General features: G+C 56.1%; 20 protein-coding genes. 4 read left to right on the plus strand and 16 right to left on the minus strand.

The window, feature by feature from the left end:
* The 8 genes from rffA to trxA form a co-directional block, all read right to left on the minus strand.
* Positions 1 to 1,131 carry a dTDP-4-amino-4,6-dideoxygalactose transaminase gene (rffA, locus tag AC4PCC_RS21080; protein ID WP_492127585.1) on the minus strand — a complete coding sequence of 377 codons (1,131 nt, stop codon included), beginning with the start codon at positions 1,129 to 1,131 and terminating at the stop codon, positions 1 to 3.
* Between the two features lie 50 nt (positions 1,132 to 1,181).
* Positions 1,182 to 1,883: a dTDP-4-amino-4,6-dideoxy-D-galactose acyltransferase gene (rffC, locus tag AC4PCC_RS21085; RefSeq protein ID WP_492125843.1), complete on the minus strand. Its 702-nt coding sequence runs from the start codon at positions 1,881 to 1,883 to the stop codon at positions 1,182 to 1,184.
* Positions 1,880 to 3,142 (minus strand): UDP-N-acetyl-D-mannosamine dehydrogenase, encoded by a 1,263-nt coding sequence (gene wecC / locus AC4PCC_RS21090; protein WP_492125844.1) that lies wholly within the window; start codon positions 3,140 to 3,142, stop codon positions 1,880 to 1,882. Before wecC ends, rffC begins: the two co-directional genes overlap by 4 nt.
* Positions 3,139 to 4,269 (minus strand): non-hydrolyzing UDP-N-acetylglucosamine 2-epimerase, encoded by a 1,131-nt coding sequence (gene wecB, locus AC4PCC_RS21095; RefSeq protein WP_156485040.1) that lies wholly within the window; start codon positions 4,267 to 4,269, stop codon positions 3,139 to 3,141. The genes wecC and wecB overlap by 4 nt, the downstream gene beginning before the upstream one ends.
* Positions 4,270 to 4,291: 22 nt before the next feature.
* Positions 4,292 to 5,347, minus strand: coding sequence for an ECA polysaccharide chain length modulation protein (gene wzzE / locus AC4PCC_RS21100; protein WP_492125845.1), 1,056 nt, complete (start codon positions 5,345 to 5,347; stop codon positions 4,292 to 4,294).
* Between the two features lie 58 nt (positions 5,348 to 5,405).
* On the minus strand, positions 5,406 to 6,485 hold the full coding sequence (gene wecA, locus AC4PCC_RS21105) for a UDP-N-acetylglucosamine--undecaprenyl-phosphate N-acetylglucosaminephosphotransferase (protein ID WP_492125846.1): 1,080 nt from the start codon (positions 6,483 to 6,485) through the stop codon (positions 5,406 to 5,408).
* Between the two features lie 307 nt (positions 6,486 to 6,792).
* A complete protein-coding gene (gene rho, locus AC4PCC_RS21110; RefSeq protein WP_067709698.1) occupies positions 6,793 to 8,052 on the minus strand; it encodes a transcription termination factor Rho in 1,260 nt (419 codons plus the stop codon).
* Positions 8,053 to 8,408: 356 nt separating this feature from the next.
* Complete coding sequence (trxA, locus tag AC4PCC_RS21115; protein ID WP_067709696.1) at positions 8,409 to 8,741, minus strand: thioredoxin TrxA; 333 nt, start codon at positions 8,739 to 8,741, stop codon at positions 8,409 to 8,411.
* Positions 8,742 to 8,858: 117 nt separating this feature from the next.
* Between trxA and rhlB the strand changes: the two genes are divergently transcribed.
* Positions 8,859 to 10,151: an ATP-dependent RNA helicase RhlB gene (gene rhlB, locus AC4PCC_RS21120; protein ID WP_492125847.1), complete on the plus strand. Its 1,293-nt coding sequence runs from the start codon at positions 8,859 to 8,861 to the stop codon at positions 10,149 to 10,151.
* Positions 10,152 to 10,158: 7 nt separating this feature from the next.
* Complete coding sequence (gene gppA / locus AC4PCC_RS21125) at positions 10,159 to 11,643, plus strand: guanosine-5'-triphosphate,3'-diphosphate diphosphatase (RefSeq protein WP_492125848.1); 1,485 nt, start codon at positions 10,159 to 10,161, stop codon at positions 11,641 to 11,643.
* 5 nt (positions 11,644 to 11,648) lie between these two features.
* On the opposite strand, the gene rep is transcribed toward gppA, so the two are convergent.
* On the minus strand, positions 11,649 to 13,679 hold the full coding sequence (gene rep, locus AC4PCC_RS21130) for a DNA helicase Rep (protein ID WP_492125849.1): 2,031 nt from the start codon (positions 13,677 to 13,679) through the stop codon (positions 11,649 to 11,651).
* An 88-nt stretch (positions 13,680 to 13,767) separates the two neighbouring features.
* Here rep and ppiC point away from each other — a divergent pair, with 88 nt between their 5' ends.
* On the plus strand, positions 13,768 to 14,049 hold the full coding sequence (gene ppiC / locus AC4PCC_RS21135; protein ID WP_034938966.1) for a peptidylprolyl isomerase PpiC: 282 nt from the start codon (positions 13,768 to 13,770) through the stop codon (positions 14,047 to 14,049).
* A 160-nt stretch (positions 14,050 to 14,209) separates the two neighbouring features.
* Here the strand turns inward: ppiC and ilvC are convergent, their stop codons facing one another.
* Positions 14,210 to 15,688: a ketol-acid reductoisomerase gene (ilvC, locus tag AC4PCC_RS21140; RefSeq protein WP_345829765.1), complete on the minus strand. Its 1,479-nt coding sequence runs from the start codon at positions 15,686 to 15,688 to the stop codon at positions 14,210 to 14,212.
* Positions 15,689 to 15,854: 166 nt separating this feature from the next.
* On the opposite strand from ilvC, the gene ilvY reads away from it, so the two are divergent.
* Complete coding sequence (gene ilvY, locus AC4PCC_RS21145) at positions 15,855 to 16,736, plus strand: HTH-type transcriptional activator IlvY (RefSeq protein WP_492125850.1); 882 nt, start codon at positions 15,855 to 15,857, stop codon at positions 16,734 to 16,736.
* A 2-nt stretch (positions 16,737 to 16,738) separates the two neighbouring features.
* On the opposite strand, the gene ilvA is transcribed toward ilvY, so the two are convergent.
* The 6 genes from ilvA to AC4PCC_RS21175 all read right to left on the minus strand — a co-directional run bounded on the left by ilvA (position 16,739) and on the right by AC4PCC_RS21175 (position 23,286).
* The gene (gene ilvA, locus AC4PCC_RS21150; RefSeq protein ID WP_492125851.1) at positions 16,739 to 18,283 is read right to left on the minus strand and encodes a threonine ammonia-lyase, biosynthetic; all 1,545 of its coding nucleotides are present in this window, start codon (positions 18,281 to 18,283) and stop codon (positions 16,739 to 16,741) included.
* Between the two features lie 5 nt (positions 18,284 to 18,288).
* Positions 18,289 to 20,139 (minus strand): dihydroxy-acid dehydratase, encoded by a 1,851-nt coding sequence (gene ilvD, locus AC4PCC_RS21155; RefSeq protein ID WP_492125852.1) that lies wholly within the window; start codon positions 20,137 to 20,139, stop codon positions 18,289 to 18,291.
* A gap of 63 nt (positions 20,140 to 20,202) precedes the next feature.
* Entirely contained in the window at positions 20,203 to 21,129 is a 927-nt protein-coding gene (locus AC4PCC_RS21160) for a branched-chain amino acid transaminase (protein ID WP_067709679.1), read from the minus strand.
* Positions 21,130 to 21,146: 17 nt separating this feature from the next.
* The gene (ilvM, locus tag AC4PCC_RS21165) at positions 21,147 to 21,404 is read right to left on the minus strand and encodes an acetolactate synthase 2 small subunit (protein WP_492125853.1); all 258 of its coding nucleotides are present in this window, start codon (positions 21,402 to 21,404) and stop codon (positions 21,147 to 21,149) included.
* Complete coding sequence (ilvG, locus tag AC4PCC_RS21170) at positions 21,401 to 23,047, minus strand: acetolactate synthase 2 catalytic subunit (RefSeq protein WP_492125854.1); 1,647 nt, start codon at positions 23,045 to 23,047, stop codon at positions 21,401 to 21,403. Before ilvG ends, ilvM begins: the two co-directional genes overlap by 4 nt.
* Before the next feature lie 140 nt (positions 23,048 to 23,187).
* Positions 23,188 to 23,286: an IlvGEDA operon leader peptide gene (locus AC4PCC_RS21175; RefSeq protein WP_125290746.1), complete on the minus strand. Its 99-nt coding sequence runs from the start codon at positions 23,284 to 23,286 to the stop codon at positions 23,188 to 23,190.
* Positions 23,287 to 23,486 lie beyond the last annotated feature (200 nt).

Genomic DNA, 23,486 nt, shown 5'->3' on the forward strand with positions numbered 1-23,486 from the left:
TCAGGAAAAGAAGCTGAGCAGCGAGTTGATCACCGTTTTCTGATTATTATCAGAAAGGTTATAAAACAGCGGCAGGCGGAGCAGGCGTTCGCTTTCAAACTGCGTATGATGGTCATCCCCGTGGAAGCGGCCAAAACGCTGGCCGGCCGGTGAGGAATGGAGCGGAATGTAATGGAACACCGCCAGGATCTCGGCCTCATTCAGCCAGTCAATCAGCGCACTGCGATCCTCGTTATTGTGCAGTTTAATATAAAACATATGCGCGTTATGCTGGCACTCAGGCGGCATGGAGGGCAGCGTAATGCGGCCCGTCTGTGCAATCGGCTCGAGCGCATCATAGTAGCGCTGCCAGAGCGCAAGACGACGGGCATTAATCTGTTCTGCCGCTTCAAGCTGCGCCCAGAGCCAGGCGGCCTGAAGATCCGACATCAGGTAGCTGGAACCTATATCCCGCCAGGTGTATTTATCGACCTGCCCACGGAAAAACTGGCTGCGGTTAGTACCTTTCTCCCGGATGATCTCCGCACGTTCGATAAGAGCCGCGTCGTTGATCAGCGTCGCGCCGCCCTCGCCTCCGGCGGTGTAATTTTTGGTCTCATGAAAGCTGAAGCAGCCGATGTCGCCAATGGTGCCCAGCGGCCTGCCTTTGTAGGTGGACATGATCCCCTGCGCGGCATCTTCAATCACAAACAGCTTGTAACGGCTGGCGAGGTCCATGATGGCATCCATTTCGCAGGCTACACCGGCATAGTGAACGGGCACAATGGCTTTGGTTTTCGGCGTGATCGCCGCTTCAATCAGGGTTTCATCAATGTTCAGCGTGTCGGGACGGATATCCACAAACACGATTACCGCCCCGCGCAGTACAAAGGCATTGGCGGTAGAGACGAAGGTATAGCTCGGCATAATGACTTCATCGCCGGGCTGAATATTGATTAGCAGGGCCGCCATCTCCAGCGAGGCGGTGCAGGAGGGGGTCATCAGGACCTTTTTACAGCCAAAGCGATGCTCCATCCACTGCTGACAGCGCCGCGTAAAGCCGCCGTCGCCGCTGAGCTTTCCGCTCCCCATGGCCGACTGCATATACGCCAGTTCAGTACCTACAATCGGTGGCGAATTGAAGGGGATCATCATGTTACCTGTCATACCAGTAGGTGAAGCGTTAAACGGATTCATGGTTGTTACCTGTAAAGCCAGTAGGCGGTGCGTTCAACCACGCCACCGCAACGATGATAGAGCCGGAGAGCGGGAAGATTGCTCAGCTGGGTGGCGATATGTAAACGCGAGAGTCGGCGAACCCGACACCAGTCTGTAGCGGCAGCAATCATTCGCTGGCCGACGCCTAGCCCCTGCGCTTCCGGCAGCGTGGCCAGCAGGCCGACTCTGCCGCTGCCGTCCGGCAGCTCACGCAATGAAATAAACCCCTGCATATCGCCCTGCTCATTGACGGCAAGCAGGCACTGGTGGTCAAACGTCCCGCGTACGGCGTTTTCTATCCACTGTGCATAAAACCGGCCGCTGTCGGCGGGCTGATACCAGGGTGCGCGAAAGCGACTGAAGGCAAACGCAGCGCTGGCGGCCTCACGCAGCAGGGGAATATGCTCAGCGCGGGCAATGCGTATGCCGTCCGGGCGCGACGTCGCGGACACGCCCAGCACGCAGTCCACTTCACCTTCAACCAGGCGAAATCCCATCTCGCCCAGTGCATCCAGCTCGGCGGCCTGCTGCGAAAGCACCCGGCACTGGACAATATCAAAGCCCTGCAATCCGTCACTATCAAGCACGGTTCCCCGGGCGTCCAGGCTCAACAGGGCGCTGTTTACCGCAAAAAAGTCATTTTCCCATCTCAGGGGCTCAATGCGGCCCAGCACGGTTGCACTCACTGCCAGACGCCTTTGGTATCGACAATCCAGTGCAGTCCGGACTGAGCAACGTCTGCCGTTTTAAAAGCGGCATGGTCAACCAGCATCACCAGCACGTCAGCCTGGCGAAGGGCCTCATCCAGCGGCGACAGTTCGGCTTTCCCGGCCAGCCGCGCAGGCAACTGACGAATATGCGGCTCGACCACCAGCGTGGCGCCGAAATGCCAGTTAGCGATCATCTCTGCCACCTCCATGGCCGGGCTTTCGCGCAGATCGTCAATGTCCGGCTTAAACGCCAGTCCAAAGCAGGCGATAGTCACTTCGCTGGCGCGTTTGTCGCTGGCCGTCAGACACTCTGCCAGCGCCTTTTTCACCTGCTCCAGTACCCAGCGAGGCTTACTGTCGTTGACTTCACGCGCAGTACGAATGAGACGCGCCTGGACCGGGTTCTGTGCCACGATAAACCAGGGATCGACGGCGATGCAGTGGCCGCCGACGCCCGGGCCTGGCTGGAGGATGTTGACCCGGGGATGTCGATTGGCCAGCCGGATCAGTTCCCAGACGTTAATCCCCTGATCGGCGCAGATCAGCGACAGCTCATTGGCGAAAGCGATATTCACATCGCGAAAGCTGTTCTCGGTGAGCTTACACATCTCCGCCGTACGTGAATTGGTGATCACGCATTCGCCTTCCACGAAGAGCATATAAAGCGCTTTTGCCCGCTCGGAACAGGCTGGCGTCATGCCACCGATAACCCGATCGTTCTTGAACAGCTCAAGCATAATCTTCCCGGGCAGCACGCGCTCGGGGCAGTAGGCAATCTGAATATCGGCTGCCTCACCGGCCTGCTGTGGAAAGCGGAGATCGGGACGTTCCGTGGCCAGCCACTCGGCCATTTGCTCGGTGGCACCCACCGGGGAAGTGGACTCGAGGATCACTAAATCCCCGCGCTTCAGCACCGGAGCAATCGACAGTGCCGCAGCCTTAACCCATGACATATCCGGCTGATGTTCATCCTGAAACGGCGTTGGGACGGCGATCAGAAAGGCATCAGCCGCTACCGGTTTGGTGGCAGCACGCAGGTAGCCCTGCCCGACGGCGGTTTTCACCACCTGGTCGAGTTCGGGTTCCACTATATGGATTTCGCCACGATTGATGGTTTCTACGGCATCAGCATTGATATCAATGCCAACCACGGTGTGGCCCCGTGAAGCAAAGGCAGCAGCGGTAGGCAGGCCAATGTAGCCCAGCCCGATAATTGAGATGGTATTGAACGTCATAAATAAACCCGATTATTTTTTAGCGCCTGCACAATACGCTGGCAGGCCTGGCCGTCCCCATAAGGGTTGTGGGCACGACTCATTGAATGGTATGCCAGCTCATCCGTGAGTAAACGCGATACTTCACTGACAATCTTCTGCACGTCAGTTCCCACCAGTCTGACCGTGCCCGCCTCTACCGCTTCCGGACGCTCGGTGGTGTCGCGCATCACCAGAACCGGTTTACCCAGCGAGGGGGCTTCTTCCTGGATGCCGCCTGAGTCCGTGAGGATAAGCCAGGCATGAACCATCAGCCACACAAAGGGCAGGTACTCCTGCGGCTCGATTAGCACGATATTATCAATGCCGCGCAGAATGCGATTGACCGGCTCGCTGACGTTGGGGTTCAGGTGCACCGGATAGACGATGAGTACGTCGGGATGAAGCCGGGCGATCTCGGCCAGCGCGCTACAAATTCGCTCGAATCCGCCGCCGAAGCTCTCCCGCCGGTGGCCGGTAACCAGAATCATCTTCTTACCGGCTTCCAGGAAGGGATAGCGCGCGGTCAGACTGTTTCTGAGCGTCTCATCGCTCAGCACCCGATCGCGAACCCAGAAAAGGGCATCAATAACCGTATTGCCGGTAACAAACATGCGGTCACCGCGCAGATTCTCACGCAGCAGGTTGTTACGCGCGGTTTCCGTCGGCGTGAAGTGATACGAAGCCAGATGGCCGGTCAGCGTGCGGTTCGCTTCTTCCGGCCAGGGGGAATAGAGATCGCCCGTCCGCAGCCCGGCCTCGACGTGACCCACGGGAATACGGTGATAGAAGGCCGCCAGGCTGGCGGCAAAGGTGGTGGTGGTATCGCCGTGAACCAATACGACATCAGGGGTAAATTCGTCAAAGACGCCTTTCAGCCCCTCCAGAATACGGCTGGTAATTTCGCTTAGCGCCTGGCCGGGACGCATAATATTGAGATCGTAATCCGGCACGATCGCAAAAAGTTTCAGAACCTGATCCAGCATCTCACGATGCTGCGCAGTGACGCACAGACGCGCTTCTATCTCGCTATCCTGTGCGAGTGCATGAACCAGCGGAGCCATTTTAATCGCTTCCGGGCGCGTGCCAAAAACAGTTAGTACTTTCACTGTGACTCTCTTCGTTCGTCTGTTAGGTCGCTGAATGCGCATTACGCGCCCGACCACGAGGGCGGCGTACCAGAGCAGTCCCTGCCCCGGCTAAACCGCCTACTGCACCCCACATAATCATTAAAAACAGGCGACGGGGGCTGTCGCGTTTCACTGGCTCCTCTGGCGTACGCAGATAGCGATAAGTCTGGAAAGACTCCACCAGGGTGGGACCCACGTTGAGGGTGGACAACATCGCTCTGTTTTGCAGGTAGTCCAGCTCGTAGCCGGGGCCGGTGGCCTGCAAATTCTCCAGCCGCCCCTGTAGCAGAGGGCGTCCCAGCAGGAAGAGTTCAGAGTCAGGCAGCTGCTCGACCGGCGTAGAGGTCTTCGCCTGCTCAAAACCCTGCTGGCGGGCAATTTTTAATGCCTGCTCTACGCTGTTCACCTGACGCTGGTATATCGCGTTGGCGACCGCCTCCTGCCGCTTCACCTGTGCCTTCAGCTGAATAGTGCGCGCTGCCCAGGCACCGGTGACGTCGTCATTCAGATGCGTAGCCGCCCGCTGATTGGCGAAGGCCACGTACTGGCGCAGCAGCGTATTGGCATCCGCAGAGGTTTCTGCCACCAGCCTGACCGTGTCATTGACATTTTTGGCCATATCCGCGGGCTGAAACTGTATATTGTTTATCATCTCATCCAGTTTCGTCGCGTCGTCATGCGCGTTTCCGGTTTGCCGCTGTTTGTAATACTGGGATTGCAGCCAGAAGTCCCGCCGCGTATCCCAGGCCGAAAGCTGCCTGACGAATTCCTGATAGGCCTGATCCATCACGGACGGCGGCGTGACGCTGACATTGCTGGCATGAGTATCCAGATTATTCAAAAACTGCTGCTGCGAGTAGTAGCCGCCCAGCAGAGTAACCGTTGGGCGATCGGTAATGGCAGTCGTGCTCCACTGTGGCGTCATCAGCAGCGAGCCGAGAAAGGCCAGCAGCGCCAGCGCCAGCGCACCGCCGATAATCCACAGCTTCCCCCTCCACAGGGCGCAGCAAAGGCCGCGAATATCCAGTTCGTTATCGGCAGCATCAGGATGCGTCATACATAATTTTCCTTTTAATCAGCGTATCGGAATCGTGCAATTGAGACTCAGCGGGTGATTACTGCGCCCTGCGCAGGCGTCTTTTTACTCTTTTTATCAGCCGCGCCACGCGCCACGCCCGCTTGATGCAGTAGCCGTAAAGCATAAACGCCAGTAAAAACAGCAGCAGCATGGCCCAGTCCGGGACAAAAGAGAGGGATTCGCCCAACACGCCGACACCGGCCAGCAGCGCGGCGGCAAGCGTAATTAACAGGCAGGCCTGCCGCGAGGAGAAACCCGCCCGCATAATCAGATGATGAATATGCTGACGGTCAGCGGAGAACGGACTCATGCCCTTACTCAGGCGGCGATACATAATGGCCACCATATCCATTAGCGGGATAGCAATCAGCCACAGCGCCGTGACCGGCGTAATCGGATGAGACTGGCCCTGCGTCGCTTCCAGCAGGATCCAGATAATGGTAAAGCCGATTAGCGTGCTGCCTGCATCGCCCATAAACACCTTATACCGGCGACCAAATACGCCGAGATTCAGCAAAATATAGGGCACGATGGCCGCGATCATCGCAAAGCACCACATCGCCAGGCTTTGCTGTCCGTCAAGCAGGAGAATAATGCCCATCGCCAGGAAGGTGACGCAGGAGAGACCACCCAGCAGCCCGTCAATGCCATCGACCATATTGAAGGCGTTGATGGCGGCCCAGACGGCAAACAGCGTCAGCACATAGCCAAACGGCCCGACGATCAGTTCCCAGGGGCCAAAGATATACCCCAGGCTCAGCAGGTAGAGCTTACCAAAGGTCATCATTATCACGGCGATTGCCGCCTGGACGATGGCACGGAATTTCACGCTGATATCAAAACGATCGTCAAGCGCACCGACCAGCACCAGCATGCCCGCGCAGCCCAGATAAAGAACAAAATGAGGGAGATAGTAATTACTGATGGTGTAGCTAAAACAGATTCCTGCAAAAACAGAGATGCCGCCAACCAGGGGGACGACGCCCTGATGACGTTTGCGATAGTTAGGCTTATCAACCAGCCCCACCTTTTTAGCTGCTTTACGGGCAAAAAAGAGAAATACCAGTGAAAACAAAAATATTAAGGCAAGCTCTGTACTCATATTGAGTAAATTCACATTAAACAGCTCTCAGCAAAGAATCTCGCAGTGTTATAAGCAACTATTGTGCCATTAAACATCCGCAGATTTCTGATTTCCATTGTGCTTCCATTCAAAACTCCGTCATGCGCTGAAATTTTATCCTGAAAGGCACCTTTATTTAATTCTCCGGTAGCTGAATATCGTATAGCCCACAAACGAAAAACGCCACGTTTGAACGTGGCGTTGCCCGAGTTTTCTTTTTGCCCGTTGACCGCTCATAAAGTTCAAAGCGGTCATAATGGCACCTGTCAGCGGCCTGAGGCCGCCGTACAGGCGAAACGCGTTATGAGCGTTTCATCATATCGAAGAACTCATCGTTAGTTTTCGTCATAGCCAGTTTGTTGATGAGGAACTCCATGGCGTCAATTTCACCCATTGGGTGAATGATTTTGCGCAGGATCCACATTTTCTGCAGTTCTTCCGAGCTGGTCAGCAGCTCTTCTTTACGCGTACCGGAACGATTGTAATCAATCGCTGGGAACACACGCTTCTCGGCGATTTTACGCGCCAGATGCAGTTCCATATTACCGGTACCCTTGAATTCTTCGTAAATGACTTCGTCCATTTTTGAACCGGTATCAACCAGCGCTGTCGCGATGATGGTCAGGCTTCCGCCCTCCTCAACGTTACGTGCCGCGCCGAAGAAGCGTTTTGGACGATGCAGGGCGTTCGCGTCCACACCACCGGTCAGTACTTTACCGGAAGCCGGTACGACGGTGTTGTAGGCACGGGCCAGACGGGTGATGGAGTCTAGCAGGATGATCACATCTTTTTTGTGCTCAACCAGGCGCTTGGCCTTCTCAATTACCATCTCCGCAACCTGAACGTGACGGGATGCGGGTTCGTCAAAGGTAGAAGCAATCACTTCACCCTTAACCAGACGCTGCATCTCGGTCACTTCTTCCGGACGCTCGTCAATCAGCAGCACCATCAGTACGCAGTCTGGGTGATTATAGGCGATGCTCTGCGCGATATTTTGCAGCAGCATGGTTTTACCGGCTTTAGGCGGTGCGACGATCAGACCGCGCTGTCCGCGACCGATTGGCGACGCCAGATCCAGTACGCGAGCGGTTAAATCTTCAGTCGAACCGTTACCGCGCTCCATGCGCAGACGTGAATTCGCATGCAGTGGGGTTAAGTTTTCGAACAGGATCTTGTTACGCGCATTTTCCGGCTTATCGTAGTTAACTTCGTTAACTTTCAGCAGGGCAAAATAACGCTCACCTTCTTTCGGCGGACGGATCTTGCCGGAAATGGTGTCACCTGTGCGGAGGTTAAAGCGGCGGATCTGGCTGGGGGAAACGTAAATATCATCAGGGCCGGCAAGGTAGGAGCTGTCTCCAGAACGGAGGAAACCAAATCCATCCTGCAATATCTCCAGTACGCCATCGCCGAAGATATCTTCGCCGCTTTTTGCATGTTGCTTAAGGATGGAAAAAATGATGTCCTGCTTACGCAGACGCGCCAGGTTTTCCAGCCCCATATTTTCGCCGAGTATTATCAGGTCAGAAACCGGCGTATTTTTTAGTTCGGTAAGATTCATAATGGTGGGTTCTTAAACTCGGGGTAAATCTCGAAATGTTTGTCGTAAGTGGAATGGCGAAAAATCCATGCCTGTTAATGGCACTCTTGTCTGGGTCCGCTCGATGATTACGTGCAGGATAACGCAAATCTGAGACGAGGGACGGTAAGGACAAGACGCCGGAAATGCTGATGATGCTAACCGTCAGATTGCTGAATATCTGTAAGATTTAGATGAAAACAGTGTTCAACAAGGAGTAAAACTTAGAGTCTTAGTACAGGTAAGTACATAGTGCAGTAAAAGTAAGTTAGCACGCTTAATGGCCTGCGTCCAGCGCGGAGCTGAAATTTCGCTCTCTGCCGGACGCAGCCAGGTTGTCAGCCCAGATTCGCGTTCAGGAATTCTTTGAGCTGACCTTTAGACAGTGCGCCAACCTTGGTCGCGGCCACTTCACCATCCTTAAACAGCAGCAAAGTAGGAATGCCGCGAATACCATACTTTGGTGCCGTGCCCGGATTATCGTCGATATTCAGTTTGGCGATTGTCAGCTTGCCGTCGTACTCTTCGGCGACTTCATCGAGAATGGGGGCGATCATTTTGCAAGGGCCACACCACTCTGCCCAGAAGTCGACCAGCGTCAAACCTTCTGCTTTTAATACGTCGGTTTCGAAGCTGTCATCGGTCAGGTGAACAATTTTATCGCTGCTCATGTCTTACTCCAAAAGATTATGCCTGGCTGGTTGGCGTAAAATCTGCCAACTTAGGTTGACTTTATTTCACCGGATACGCTTTCGTAAAGCAATAGTAAGCTGATATTCTACCACACTATGAGCAAAACACACTTAACTGAACAGAAGTTTTCCGACTTCGCCCTGCACCCTCAGGTCATTGAAGCCCTTGAAACTAAAGGCTTTCATAACTGCACGCCTATACAGGCGCTCGCACTACCTTTCACCCTTCAGGGGCGTGATGTAGCGGGACAGGCGCAAACCGGTACCGGCAAAACGATGGCGTTTCTGACGTCAACGTTCCATCATCTTCTTTCTCACCCTGCACCGGTTGGTCGACAGATTAATCAGCCACGCGCGCTGATCCTGGCGCCAACGCGCGAATTAGCCGTGCAAATTCATGCAGATGCTGAACCGCTGACCCAGGCTACCGGCCTGAAGCTGGGGCTGGCCTACGGCGGCGACGGCTACGACAAACAGCTTAAGGTGCTGGAAAGCGGCGTTGATATCCTGATTGGCACGACCGGTCGGCTGATTGATTACGCCAAACAGAATCACGTTAATTTAGGTGCTATTCAGGTTGTTGTGCTCGACGAAGCCGATCGCATGTTCGACCTCGGCTTTATCAAAGATATTCGCTGGCTGTTCCGCCGCATGCCTGCGGCTAACCAGCGGCTGAACATGCTCTTTTCCGCAACCCTCTCCTTCCGCGTCCGCGAGCTGGCGTTCGAAAATATGAACAACGCCGAGTACGTCGAAGTTGAACCGGAGCAGAAAACCGGACACCGTATCAAAGAAGAACTTTTCTATCCGTCTAACGAAGAAAAAATGCGTCTTCTGCAAACGCTGCTGGAAGAAGAGTGGCCCGATCGGGCGATTATTTTCGCCAATACCAAGCACCGCTGTGAAGATATCTGGGGCCATCTGGCCGCCGATGGCCATCGCGTTGGCCTGCTAACCGGCGATGTGGCTCAGAAAAAGCGTCTGCGCATTCTGGATGACTTTACCAAAGGTGATGTGGATATTCTGGTCGCCACCGACGTTGCCGCGCGTGGCCTGCATATTCCCGCCGTTACCCACGTCTTTAACTATGACCTGCCGGACGATCGCGAAGACTACGTGCACCGTATTGGACGCACCGGTCGCGCAGGGGCCAACGGGCACTCCATCAGCCTGGCCTGTGAAGAGTACGCGCTGAATCTGCCCGCGATTGAAGAGTATATTGGCCACAGCATTACCGTCAGCCGCTATAACAGCGACGCGCTAATGACCGATCTTCCGCCACCTAAGCGACTGACGCGTCACCGCTCGGGTAATGGGCCTCGTCGCGGTGGCAATAACAACCGTCGCAGCGGCGCGCCGCGTAATAGTAACCGTAAACGATCGGGATAATCCTGCCATGCTGAGCGCATCATCACTTTATGCAGCAATAGATCTGGGATCGAACAGCTTCCATATGCTGGTGGTGCGCGAGGTTGCCGGAGGCATCCAGACGGTGGCGCGCATTAAGCGCAAAGTGCGTCTGGCCGCTGGCCTCGACAGTGACAGTCATCTCTCCGACGAGGCCATGGCCCGCGGCTGGCACTGCCTGCGGCTCTTTTCAGAGCAGCTGCAGGATATTCCCCCGCCGCAAATCCGCGTAGTGGCAACCGCCACGCTGCGTCTTGCCGCTAACGCGGGCACCTTTTTGCACAGGGCGCAGGAAATTCTTGGCTGCCCGATAAACGTTATCAGTGGTGAAGAGGAAGCCCGTCTGATTTATCAGGGGGTTGCCCATACCACCGGCGGCCCGGATAAGCGCCTGGTGGTGGATATCGGCGGCGGCAGCACCGAACTGGTCACGGGCAGCGGATCGCAAACGACCTCTTTGTTTAGCCTGTCGATGGGCTGCGTCACCTGGCTGGAGCGCTACTTTGCCGATCGCCATTTGGGTAAAGAAAATTTCGAGCAGGCGGAACGGGCGGCGCGCGATATGATCCGCCCTGTCGCCCATTCGCTTCGCGAACAGGGGTGGCAGGTATGCGTGGGGGCGTCCGGCACCGTTCAGGCGTTGCAGGAGATCATGATGGCGCAGGGCATGGATGAGCACATCACGCTGGGTAAACTGCAACAGCTCAGACAGCGCGCCATTCAGTGCGGCAAGCTGGAGGAGCTGGAGATTGAAGGCCTGACCCTCGAGCGGGCGCTGGTGTTTCCCAGCGGGCTGTCGATCCTGATTGCGATTTTCAATGAGCTGAACATCAGCAGCATGACGCTGGCCGGTGGCGCACTGCGTGAAGGCCTGGTATACGGCATGCTGCATCTGCCGGTCGATCGCGATATTCGCAGCCGTACGCTGCGCACTATCCAGCGCCGGTTTGCCATTGATGCCGAGCAGGCCGAACGCGTACGCCACCTTGCCGATAGTTTTGCCCGGCAGGTTGGTGAGCGCTGGAAGCTGGATGAACGATGTCGGGAACTGCTCGACAGCGCCAGTCAGATCCATGAAATCGGACTGAGCGTAGATTTTAAACAGTCCCCTCAGCATGCCGCCTATCTGATCCGCCATCTCGACCTGCCAGGCTTCACGCCCGCCCAGAAGAAACTTATCGCCACGCTGCTAAAAAACCAGGCAAACAGCATCGATCTGGCGCTACTGAGCCAGCAAAATGCGTTGCCACCGCGCATGGCGGAGCGCCTGTGTCGTCTGCTGCGGCTGGCAATTATTTTTGCCAGCCGACGCCGTGATAATATGCTGCCAGCGATCACACTGGAGGCCGATGAGGACAATCTGATCGTAACGCTGCCTGACGGCTGGCTGGAGGCGCACCCGCTTCGCGCTGAGCTGCTGGAGCAGGAGTGCCACTGGCAGAGCTACGCGCACTGGTCCCTGACCATTCACTGACAGGATCAGGAACCCGCGCTCCCCTTCGCTTTTTCCAGCATCGCTTTCAGACCGGCTACGCGGCTCTGTCCAGTCTGCATTCGCTGTTGCGGACTGACCACCTTCCGCTCGGTTTCCCAGTTCAGATCATCCTGCGGAAGCTCAAGCAGAAAACGACTGGGTTCAGGACGAATCAGCTCACCGTACTGTCGCCGTTCGCGACAGAGCGTAAAGGTCAGCTCCTTCTGCGCGCGGGTGATACCCACGTAGGCCAGCCGGCGCTCCTCTTCGACGTTGTTCTCGTCAATACTGCTCTGATGCGGCAGCAGCCCTTCTTCCATCCCTACCAGATAGACATAGGGGAATTCCAGCCCCTTAGAGGCATGCAGCGTCATTAGCTGTACCTGGTCGGACTCTTCATCGCTTTCGCCCCGCTCCATCATATCGCGCAGCGTAAAACGGGTAACCACCTGGGTTAACGTCATCGGCTCATCAATATCGCTGCCTTCCAGCATTTCGGACATCCACTGGAACAGCGTGTTGACGTTTTTCATCCGCATTTCAGCGGCTTTCGGGCTGGCGGAGGTTTCAAACAGCCAGCTTTCGTAATCAACACCGCGAATCAAATCGCGCACGGCGTTCACCGGCTCACGTTCCGCCAGCTGAGCGATCTCCCGTAGCCAGCCGGTAAAGCGCTGCAACGATTCCAGTCCCCTTCCCGATAGCGTCTGCTCAAGCCCGATATCAAAGCTGGCGCTAAACAGGCTTTTGTTACGCTGCATCGCCCACTCGCCCAGCTTCTGGAGCGTTGCCGAGCCAATTTCACGTCTCGGCGTGTTAACAATGCGCATAAATGCGCTGTCGTCGTCGGCGTTGGTCAGCACCCGCAGATAGGCCAGCAGATCCTTGATCTCCGGACGGGAGAAAAAGGAGGTACCGCCGGAAATATGGTACGGGATACGATTCTGCATCAGCATCTTTTCAAAGACGCGGGACTGATGGTTGCCGCGATAGAGAATTGCGTAATCCTTATACTGGGTTTTATTGACGAAGTGGTGGGCGATCAGCTCGCCGATCACCCGTTCTGCCTCGTGATCTTCCTGATTGGCCGTCACCACTTTCAGTTCCGCACCGTAGCCCAGCTCGGAAAAAAGACGCTTTTCAAAGACGTGAGGATTATTGGCAATCAGAATGTTGGCCGCTTTCAGGATCCGTTCAGAGGAGCGATAGTTCTGCTCCAGTTTGATCACCTGTAGCGCCGGGAAATCCTCCTTCAGCAGCACCAGGTTTTGCGGCCTGGCCCCGCGCCAGGAGTAGATTGACTGGTCATCATCGCCCACCACGGTAAAGCGGGCTCGCGCGCCCACCAGCAGTTTTACCAGTTCATACTGGCTGGTATTGGTGTCCTGATATTCATCCACCAGCAGATAGCGAATGCGCTGCTGCCAGCGCTCAAGCACCTCGGTATTACGCTGGAACAGCAGCGTGGGCAGCAGGATTAAATCGTCAAAATCCAGCACGTTACAGGACTTAAGATGCCGATCGTACAGGCCGTAGCAGTGCGCAAACAGGCGGTCGCGATCGGTGACCGCGGCGGCCGCAGCGCGTGAGGGATCCATCAGATCGTTTTTCCAGTTACCGATCGTCGAAATCAACTGCTGCAAAAGGTTTTTATCGTTCTCCAGCCACTCTTCCGTCAAATCCTTCAGCAGGGCAAGCTGGTCCTGGTCATCAAACAGTGAGAAGTTCGATTTCATTCCCAGGGCGGCGTATTCACGCTTGATAATTTCCAGGCCCAGCGTATGGAAGGTGGAGATGGTCAGGCCGCGCGCCTCTTTACGTCCGAGCGTCTGCGCCACGCGCTCTTTCATTTCGCGCGAGGCCTTGTTGGTAAAGGTTACCGCAGCAATGTGTCTGGCCTGATAGCCGCATTCGCGGATCAGGTGGGCGATTTTGTTGGTGATAACGCGCGTTTTCCCCGATCCCGCCCCGGCTAATACCAGACAGGGTCCGGTAACGAATTCGACGGCGTGTTGCTGGCCAGGATTAAGACGCATAAGGAAGTCGCTCGATGAAATGACAGAGGGAAAGAAATCACAGCGTGGTAGTATAGCCAGCAGCATCCATACGACTCAAGGTACGATCATGGCAAAAACCGCAGCAGCACTGCATATCCTTGTAAAGGAAGAAAAACAAGCGCAGGACATTCTGGCTCAGCTGGAACAGGGCGCCGATTTTGAAAAGCTGGCAAAGAAGCACTCCATCTGTCCATCGGGCAAAAAGGGTGGACATCTGGGCGAGTTTAAACAGGGCGCAATGGTCCCCGCTTTCGATAAAGTGGTGTTCTCCTGCCCGCTTATCACCCCTTATGGCCCGCTGCATACTCAGTTCGGTTATCACATCATCAAGGTGCTGTACCGTAACTAACCGGTTCGCGATGCCGTTGGCAAAAAAACCACTGAAAAGGTGGTTTGATCGCAGGATGGGTCAGCTGACAGAGCGGCATCATCGGGTCATCATTAAAAGCGCGGAGCTCCGCGCTTTCTTTGTTTTCAGCCCGCCGCACGCAACCGCTCAGGCCGCTCCATTAACCGGCCACGGCAATGCGCTTCATATCCGTCATGTAGCCACGCAGCTTGCGTCCTACGGCTTCAATAGGGTGCTGGCGGATGGCTTCGTTCACATCGCGCAGCTGAGCGTTGTCCACGGTGGCGGAAGCCGCCGCAGATTTACCTAAATCGCCCGCCTGGAGGGTGGTCATAAACTCTTTCAGCAGCGGCACCGCAGCATAGGAGAACAGATAGTTGCCGTATTCGGCAGTGTCTGAGATAACCACGTTCATTTCGTACAGGCGCTTACGGGCAATGGTGTTGGCGATCAGCGGCAGTTCGTGCAGCGACTCGTAGTAGGCAGACTCTTCAATGATCCCCGCATCAACCATGGTCTCAAACGCCAGCTCAACGCCCGCTTTCACCATCGCAATCATGACCACGCCTTCATCGAAGTAATCCTGCTCGGCAATCTTACCTTCGAACTGCGGTGCCGTTTCGAACGCGGTTTTACCGGTCTCTTCACGCCAGCCCAGCAGCTTTTTGTCATCGTTCGCCCAGTCGGCCATCATGCCGGAAGAGAACTCACCAGAGATGATGTCATCCATATGCTTCTGGAACAGCGGGGCCATAATGGTTTTCAGCTGTTCAGAGAGCGCAAACGCGCGCAGCTTAGCGGGATTAGACAGGCGATCCATCATCAGGGTGATCCCGCCCTGCTTCAGCGCTTCAGTGACGGTTTCCCAGCCAAACTGAATCAGTTTCTCGGCGTAGGCCGCGTCGGTGCCTTCAGCCACCAGCTTGTCAAAGCAGAGCAGAGAGCCGGCCTGCAGCATGCCGCACAGGATGGTCTGCTCGCCCATCAGGTCGGACTTCACTTCGGCAACGAAGGAGGATTCCAGCACGCCCGCACGATGGCCGCCGGTCGCCGCAGCCCAGGCTTTGGCGATCGCCATGCCTTCGCCTTTCGGATCGTTTTCCGGGTGAACAGCAATCAGCGTTGGAACGCCGAAACCACGCTTGTACTCTTCACGCACTTCAGTGCCCGGGCATTTCGGCGCAACCATCACCACGGTGATGTCTTTACGCACCTGCTCGCCGACTTCAACGATGTTGAAACCGTGGGAGTAGCCCAGCGCCGCGCCATCTTTCATCAGCGGCTGAACGGCGCGCACCACGGAGGTGTGCTGTTTGTCTGGCGTCAGGTTAACCACCAGGTCAGCCTGGGGGATCAGCTCTTCGTAAGTACCCACTTTGAAACCGTTTTCGGTCGCTTTGCGCCAGGAGGCACGTTTTTCAGCGATGGCTTCCGCCCGCAGCGCATAGGCGATATCCAGGCCGGAATCGCGCATGTTAAGACCCTGGTTCAGGCCCTGAGCGCCGCAGCCAACGATAACCACTTTTTTGCCTTTCAGGTAGCTGGCTTCATCCGCAAATTCATCGCGCATCATAAAGCGGCATTTGCCTAATTGCGCCAGCTGATTGCGCAGGTTCAGTGTGTTGAAATAGTTAGCCATGGGTACTCCGTATGAGGTTGTGTTTCGCATTTTATTTATCGGTGTCGCCGCAACCCGGCTCACCCTGTCTGTTCCCCATCATATGACAGGAAAAGCATTGCTGAAATTGATATATTAACAATATCATGTTGCATAAAATGCAACGTTAAGACGAGACCTGAAGCCTATGGATCTGCGTGACCTTAAACTGTTTCTCCACCTTGCTGAAAGCCGTCACTTTGGCCGCAGCGCCCGCGCCATGCACGTCAGCCCGTCCACGCTGTCGCGGCAGATCCAGCGGCTGGAAGAAGATCTCGGCCAGCCGCTTTTCCTGCGTGATAACCGCACCGTTACGCTGACCGATGCGGGTGAGGAACTGCGCCAGTTCGCCCAGCAGACGCTGCTGCAATATCAACAGCTTCGCCATACCATCGGCCAGCATGGGCCGTCGCTCAGCGGCGAGCTAAGGCTGTTCTGTTCGGTGACGGCAGCCTACAGCCATCTGCCGCCGATCCTCGATCGCTTCCGTGCCGAACATCCGCTTGTTGAAATCAAACTCACCACCGGCGATGCGGCGGATGCCGTGGATAAGGTGCAGGGCACCGGGGCGGACATTGCTATTGCTGGTCGCCCGGCAACCCTGCCTGCCAGCATCGGCTTTATGCCGCTGGGGCTTATCCCGCTGATCCTGATAGCGCCCGCGCTACCCTGTCCGGTACGCAGCCAGGCCACCCAGCCTGACCCGGACTGGTCGCAAATTCCGTTTATCCTGCCCGACCAGGGGCCTGCCCGGCAGCGCATCGACCTGTGGTTCCGCCGCCAGCGCATTCCTAATCCGCTGATTTACGCCACCGTCTCCGGCCACGAAGCCATTGTTTCGATGGTGGCACTGGGCTGTGGCATCGCGCTGCTGCCGGATGTGGTGCTGGAAAACAGCCCGGAGCCGATACGCAATCGCATTCTCGAGCTGGACAACGTCGAGATGGTCGCCCCCTTTGAGCTGGGCATCTGCGTGCAGAAGAAGCGGCTCAACGAACCACTTATCGACGCGTTCTGGAGCCTGATGTAACTCTAACCCGCCAGGAAGAAGCGAAACGCAGGGTTACTGGTTTCATCATGGAAATCGTAACCCAGTGCCGCCAGATGCTCCGCAAACTGTGGTTCATTGTCGCTCAGTTCAAAGGCCGCCAGTACGCGACCATAGTCGGTGCCGTGGCTGCGATAGTGGAACAGCGAAATATTCCAGTGTGTCCCCAGCGTTTGCAGGAAGCGCAGAAGCGCGCCAGGCGCTTCGGGAAATTCAAAGCTGAACAGCTTCTCCCGCAGGGGTTTTCCAGGCCGCCCACCCACCATATAGCGGACGTGAAGCTTGGCCATCTCATCATCGGAGAGATCGACCACCTTGTAACCACCCGCCTCAAGCTGATGCAGGATTTCGCTGCGCTCTTCCAGGCCACGCGACAGCCGTACGCCGACAAAAATGCAGGCGCTATCCGGGCTGGCATAGCGATAGTTGAACTCAGTGACCGCGCGACCGCCGAGGATCTGGCAAAATCGCAGGAAGCTCCCTTGCTGCTCAGGGATGGTGACCGCCAGCAGCGCTTCGCGCTGTTCACCCAGCTCGCAGCGTTCTGATACATAACGTAAAGCATGGAAGTTAACGTTAGCCCCGGACAGCACGTGGGCCAGCCGCTCACCTGTGATCTGGTGCTGCTGGATATATTTCTTCATTCCCGCCAGCGCCAGCGCCCCTGAGGGTTCCGCTATGGCCCGCGTATCCTCAAACAGATCCTTCACCGCCGCGCAGATCGCATCGCTGTCAACGGTGACGATGTCGTCCAGGTACTGCTGACAGAGCCGGAAGGTTTCGCTGCCGATACGCCTGACCGCTACGCCCTCGGCAAACAGCCCGACGCGGGACAGATCGACTGGTTCACCGGCTTCAAGCGCCGCCTTCAGGCAGGCAGAATCTTCCGCCTCGACGCCGATCACTTTGATCTGCGGCATCAGCTGTTTGATCAGTACCGCCACGCCCGCTGCCAGGCCGCCACCGCCCACCGGCACAAATACGCGATCGATATGCGCATCCTGCTGGAGCAGCTCCATTGCCAGCGTGCCCTGACCGGCTATGACCATTGGGTGATCGAACGGCGGGATAAAGGTGTAGCCGCTCTGTTCCGCCATTTCGAGGGCTTTCGCCCTCGCCTCGTCGAAGTTGGCCCCAAACAGATAAGCCTCACCGCCAAATGCCCTTACCGCCTCAACTTTGATATCGGCGGTAGTCACCGGCATTACGATCAGCGATTTTATCCCCAGACGCGTTGCCGACAGCGCCACGCCCTGGGCATGGTTGCCCGCCGACGCGGTGACAACACCGGCCGCCCGCTGCTGCGCATTGAGTGAGGCGATCATGGCATACGCGCCGCGCAGTTTGAAGCTGTGCACCGGCTGCCTGTCTTCACGCTTCACCAGAATCGTATTGCCCAGCCGGGAAGAGATCTTCTCCATTTTCTGCAACGGGGTGACCTGCGCCACCTCATAGACGGGGGAACGCAGAACCGCGCGCAGATACTCAGCCCCACAGGGCTGAGCGGATAGCGGTTGAGACTCAGCCATCGTTTTTAGCCTCCCAGCTTGCTCTTATCACGGACAGCGCCTTTATCCGCGCTGGTTGCCAGTAAGGCATAAGCGCGCAGGGCGAAGGAGACTTCACGCTCACGACCGTGAGGGGTATAGGCAGCGTCTCCGCGCGCTTCTTCCTCTTCACGACGGGCATGCAGCTCGTTATCTGGCACATCAACCTTGATGCCGCGATTAGGAATATTGATATCAATGATGTCGCCGTCTCTCACCAGCGCGATGGTACCGCCGCTGGCCGCTTCTGGTGAAGCATGGCCAATTGACAGGCCGGAGGTCCCGCCGGAGAAGCGTCCATCGGTGATCAGCGCACAGCTTTTACCCAGGCCCATCGATTTCAGATAGGTGGTCGGGTAAAGCATTTCCTGCATGCCCGGTCCGCCTTTAGGCCCTTCGTAACGGATTACAACCACATCACCGGCAACCACTTTGCCACCCAGGATCGCCACAACAGCATCATCCTGGCTTTCGTAAACTTTGGCCGGACCACGGAAAGTGTGGCTCTCTTTTTCCACGCCCGCAGTTTTAACGATGCAGCCATCTTCAGCGAGGTTACCGTACAGCACGGCCAGACCACCGTCCTGGCTGAAGGCGAATTCACGTGTGCGAATACAGCCTTCTTTACGATCGTCATCCAGCGTTTCCCAACGGCAATCCTGAGAGAACGCCTGAGTGGTGCGGATACCGGCCGGGCCGGCACGGAACATTTTCTTCACGTCTTCATCTTTGGTCAACATGATGTCGTACTGGTCCAGCGTTTCCTGCAGAGTCAGACCCAGCACGTTACGAACGCTTTGATCCATCAGGCCGGCACGGCTTAATTCGCCGAGGATACCGAATACGCCACCTGCGCGGTGCACGTCTTCCATATGGTATTTCGGGGTGCTCGGCGCCACTTTACACAGGTGCGGCACTTTGCGTGACAGACGGTCGATGTCTGACATATTGAAGTCGATATCACCTTCCAGCGCAGCGGCCAGCAGGTGCAGAACGGTGTTAGTGGAACCGCCCATGGCGATATCCAGCGTCATGGCGTTCTCGAAAGCCGCTTTATTGGCGATGTTACGCGGCAGCGCGCTTTCATCATCCTGCTGATACCAGCGTTTGCTCAGTTCAACAATGCGCTTGCCGGCATTCAGGAACAGATCTTTACGGTCGGCGTGAGTCGCCAGAAGCGAACCGTTACCCGGTTGGGAAAGGCCCAGCGCTTCGGTCAGGCAGTTCATCGAGTTGGCGGTAAACATACCGGAACAGGAACCACAGGTCGGGCACGCGGAGCGTTCGATCTGCTCGCTGTCGGCATCGCTAACGTTCGGGTTAGCGCCCTGGATCATCGCATCAACCAGATCCAGCTTGATGATTTTGTCAGAGAGCTTAGTTTTACCGGCTTCCATCGGGCCGCCAGAAACGAAGATCACTGGAATATTCAGACGCAGGGAAGCCATCAGCATTCCCGGGGTGATTTTGTCGCAGTTGGAGATACAGACCATCGCATCGGCACAGTGCGCATTCACCATGTACTCGACCGAGTCGGCAATCAATTCACGCGACGGCAGGGAGTAAAGCATGCCGCCATGCCCCATCGCGATCCCATCATCCACCGCAATAGTGTTGAACTCTTTTGCCACGCCGCCGGACGCTTCAATCTGCTCTGCGACCAGTTTACCCATGTCGCGCAGGTGAACGTGGCCCGGTACGAACTGGGTAAAGGAGTTAACTACCGCAATGATTGGCTTACCGAAATCATCGTCGGTCATTCCAGTAGCGCGCCAGAGGGCACGGGCACCGGCCATATTGCGGCCATGTGTGGTGGTAGCGGAACGTAACTTAGGCATGCTCATACTCCAAAATCAGATAGTGCGCGGGCGTCATATGACGCCCGCTCAGGTATTTTTTTATTATGGGTTAACCGAATCCAGCCAGCCCCATTTGTCTTCTGTTTCGCCAGTGAACAGGCCGAAGAAGGCAGACTGAATGCGGGCAGTAACCGGACCGCGCTTGCCTTCACCAACCTGGATACCATCCACGCTACGTACCGGGGTAATTTCAGCAGCCGTACCTGACATAAAGACTTCATCGGCCAGGTAGAGAGATTCGCGTGACAGCACCTGCTCGCGCACTTCGATGCCCATATCTTTTGCCAGTTTGATAATGGCGTCGCGGGTGATGCCCGGCAGCGCTGAAGAGGTGAACGGAGGCGTAAACAGAATGCCGTCTTTCACTTCAAACAGGTTTTCGCCCGCACCTTCAGAGATATAACCCTGTGTATCCAGCGCAATGCCTTCCTGATAACCGTGACGACGCGCTTCACTGCCGACCAGCAGTGAGGAGAGGTAGTTACCGCCCGCTTTTGCCGCCGTTGGCAGGGTGTTAGGTGCCACGCGGTTCCACGAAGAGACCATCGCATCAATTCCCTGTTCCAGCGCTTCAGCACCCAGATAAGCGCCCCACGGGAAGGCGGCAATGATCACGTCAGTTTCGTAGCCATCCGGCGGGTTCACGCCCAGACCCACATCACCGACGAACACCAGCGGACGGATATAGGCGCTTTTCAGTTTGTTGACGCGCAGCACCTCGCGACAGGCTTCCATCAGCTCATCCACGCTCTGGCTGACCGGGAAACGATAGATTTTTGCCGAATCGTGCAGGCGCTGCATATGTTCCCGGTGGCGGAAGACGACCGGGCCTTTGTGCGAGTCGTAGCAGCGAACACCTTCAAACACCGACGTACCGTAATGCAGCGCGTGGGACATAACGCTGACTTTCGCCTCTTCCCACTTAACCATCTCGCCATTGAACCAGATAAAGTCAGCTTTCTTCGTCATTCTTATTTCCTTTGCGCTCAGGCGCTGATTTGTTGTGTTGTCTGTTGTTGGATCTGGACGCTCGCGACATCCATCAATTTAGTTAACTGGGTTGACAGTAAATCGACCGGGCGGAGGCTGGCAACGGTCATTTCAATATTAATATTGTCGCTGCCCGTTCCTGCCGCCATATTCATGGTGCAGATTTGAAAGCCACGGTGGCGGATCACGCGGAGAATGCGTTCCAGTATTTCGGGTCGGAAACGCGCTTCGATAGACAATTGATGCTGCATCATGAGGTTTTCTCCATCATATGTTCGTTGCTGGCGCCTGGCGGCACCAGGGGCCAGACGTTTTCATGTTCGTCTATGGCGACATGGAGCAGATAAGGCCCTTCACTCTGTAGCAAAGCGTCTAATGCCGCATCGACCTCATCTTTACGGGTAATCCGCTGGCCGGGAATATCGAAGGCGCTGGCCAGGGTCAGAAAATCGGGATTGTCAGATAAATTCGTTTCGCTGTAGCGCTCGGAGAAGAACAGCTCCTGCCACTGGCGGACCATCCCTAAGCGTTGGTTATCCAGCAGGACGATCTTCACCGGCAGTTTTTTTCGCTTAATCGTACCCAGCTCCTGCACGTTCATCATGAACGAGCCGTCGCCAGAGACGCAGATAACCGTATCATCTGGACGCGCAACCTGTGCGCCAACGGCTGCGGGCAGGCCAAAGCCCATGGTTCCCAACCCGCTGGAGGTGATGAAGTTTTCGGGACGGGTGTGGTTTATATGCTGGGCGGCCCACATCTGATGCTGGCCAACGTCGGTGGTCACCACCGCGCTGCGGGGTTTTCGGTCGGAAAGCTGCCTGAGGAACAGCGGGGCGAAGATGGCATCCCCCGGATGATCGTAGCGCCAGCCATGCTCAGCCTTCAGGGCCTGCACATGCTCACGCCAGGCGTCGATTTCAACCGGGTGGTAGAGATCCGGCAACAGCTTATTGAGGTCACCGCGCAGGGCGATATGCGCCCTGCGCAGCTTGTTCAGTTCGGCAGGATCGACATCCATATGGATTACGCGAGCATGGGGGGCGAACGCGTTGAGTTTACCCGTTACGCGGTCATCAAAGCGTGCGCCTACGGCGATCAGCAGATCGCACTGCTGCACCGCCAGGTTGGCCGCTTTCGTTCCGTGCATCCCTAACATGCCCAGATAGCAGGGATCGTCACTGTCCGGCGACCCCAGGCCCTTAAGCGTGGCGACAACAGGAATGCCGCTCTCTTCGGCAAAGGCGCGCAGGGCATCTACGGCACCCGCCATTCCCACACCACCGCCGACGTACAGTACCGGCTTTTCCGCCTGGGCCAGCAGAGTGCGCGCCTGCTGTAATGCCTGATGAGGATGTTCGGCCTCAGCTTCAACCGGAACAAGATGGGCGGTAAGGTCGCCGCTGGCCAGCTGGATATCTTTAGGAATGTCGATCAGTACAGGGCCGGGGCGGCCGGAGGCGGCGATAGCAAATGCCTCAGCCATGATTTCCGGCAGCTCATTGAGTGACTGAACCAGAAAGCTGTGCTTCGTGCAGGAGAGGGACATGCCCAGCACGTCGATTTCCTGAAAGGCATCGGTTCCGATCACGCCGGTTGAAACCTGACCCGTGATGGCAACCAGTGGGACTGAGTCCAGCATCGCATCCGCCAGGCCGGTAATCAGGTTAGTGGCACCGGGACCCGACGTTGCGATACAAACGCCCACTTTACCGGTCGCCCGGGCATAGCCAATGGCAGCCATCGCAGCACCCTGTTCATGGCGGCAAAGTAGGTGTTCGACGCCACCATCATAGAGCGCGTCATAGACCGGCATAATCGCACCACCGGGATAGCCGAAAACTGTTTCGACACCCTGCGTACGCAACGCTTGAACCACCCACTGAGCACCATTCATAGTTATTTCCCCGCCTCTTGTGGGGAACAACAGCATTTTATTCTACTGTTCATCTTCTGTTCCTCTGTCGTTGATGAGTTGCCAAAAAAAAACCCCCGGACCTTTCGGTGCGGGGGTTCTTTCGAAATCAGGCTTGATTTTTAAGCCTTTCTTCCTCCGAGCGTAGCCCCGCACGGCGTGATAATAATCACGACGACGTTAATGATGACCAGGCTTAGGACGCGTAGGAGGGCTTTCATTTATATTCTGTATATTCGCTTGTTCGAAGTAATGCCTACAGAGTTATCACAGTTTCTGCGGCTCTTTCAACTTTTTTTACGTTTTAATTTTTGCCACTCATGAGAGATTTCCAGAAAAAACCCTATTTTTCAGGAAATAAGGAGACAGTGAGAATTATTCATTACCCACACGCCGTAATGAGTTGTGCGGCGTTTGGGTG

The sequence above is a fragment of the Erwinia sp. L03-1 genome, from assembly GCF_058686115.1.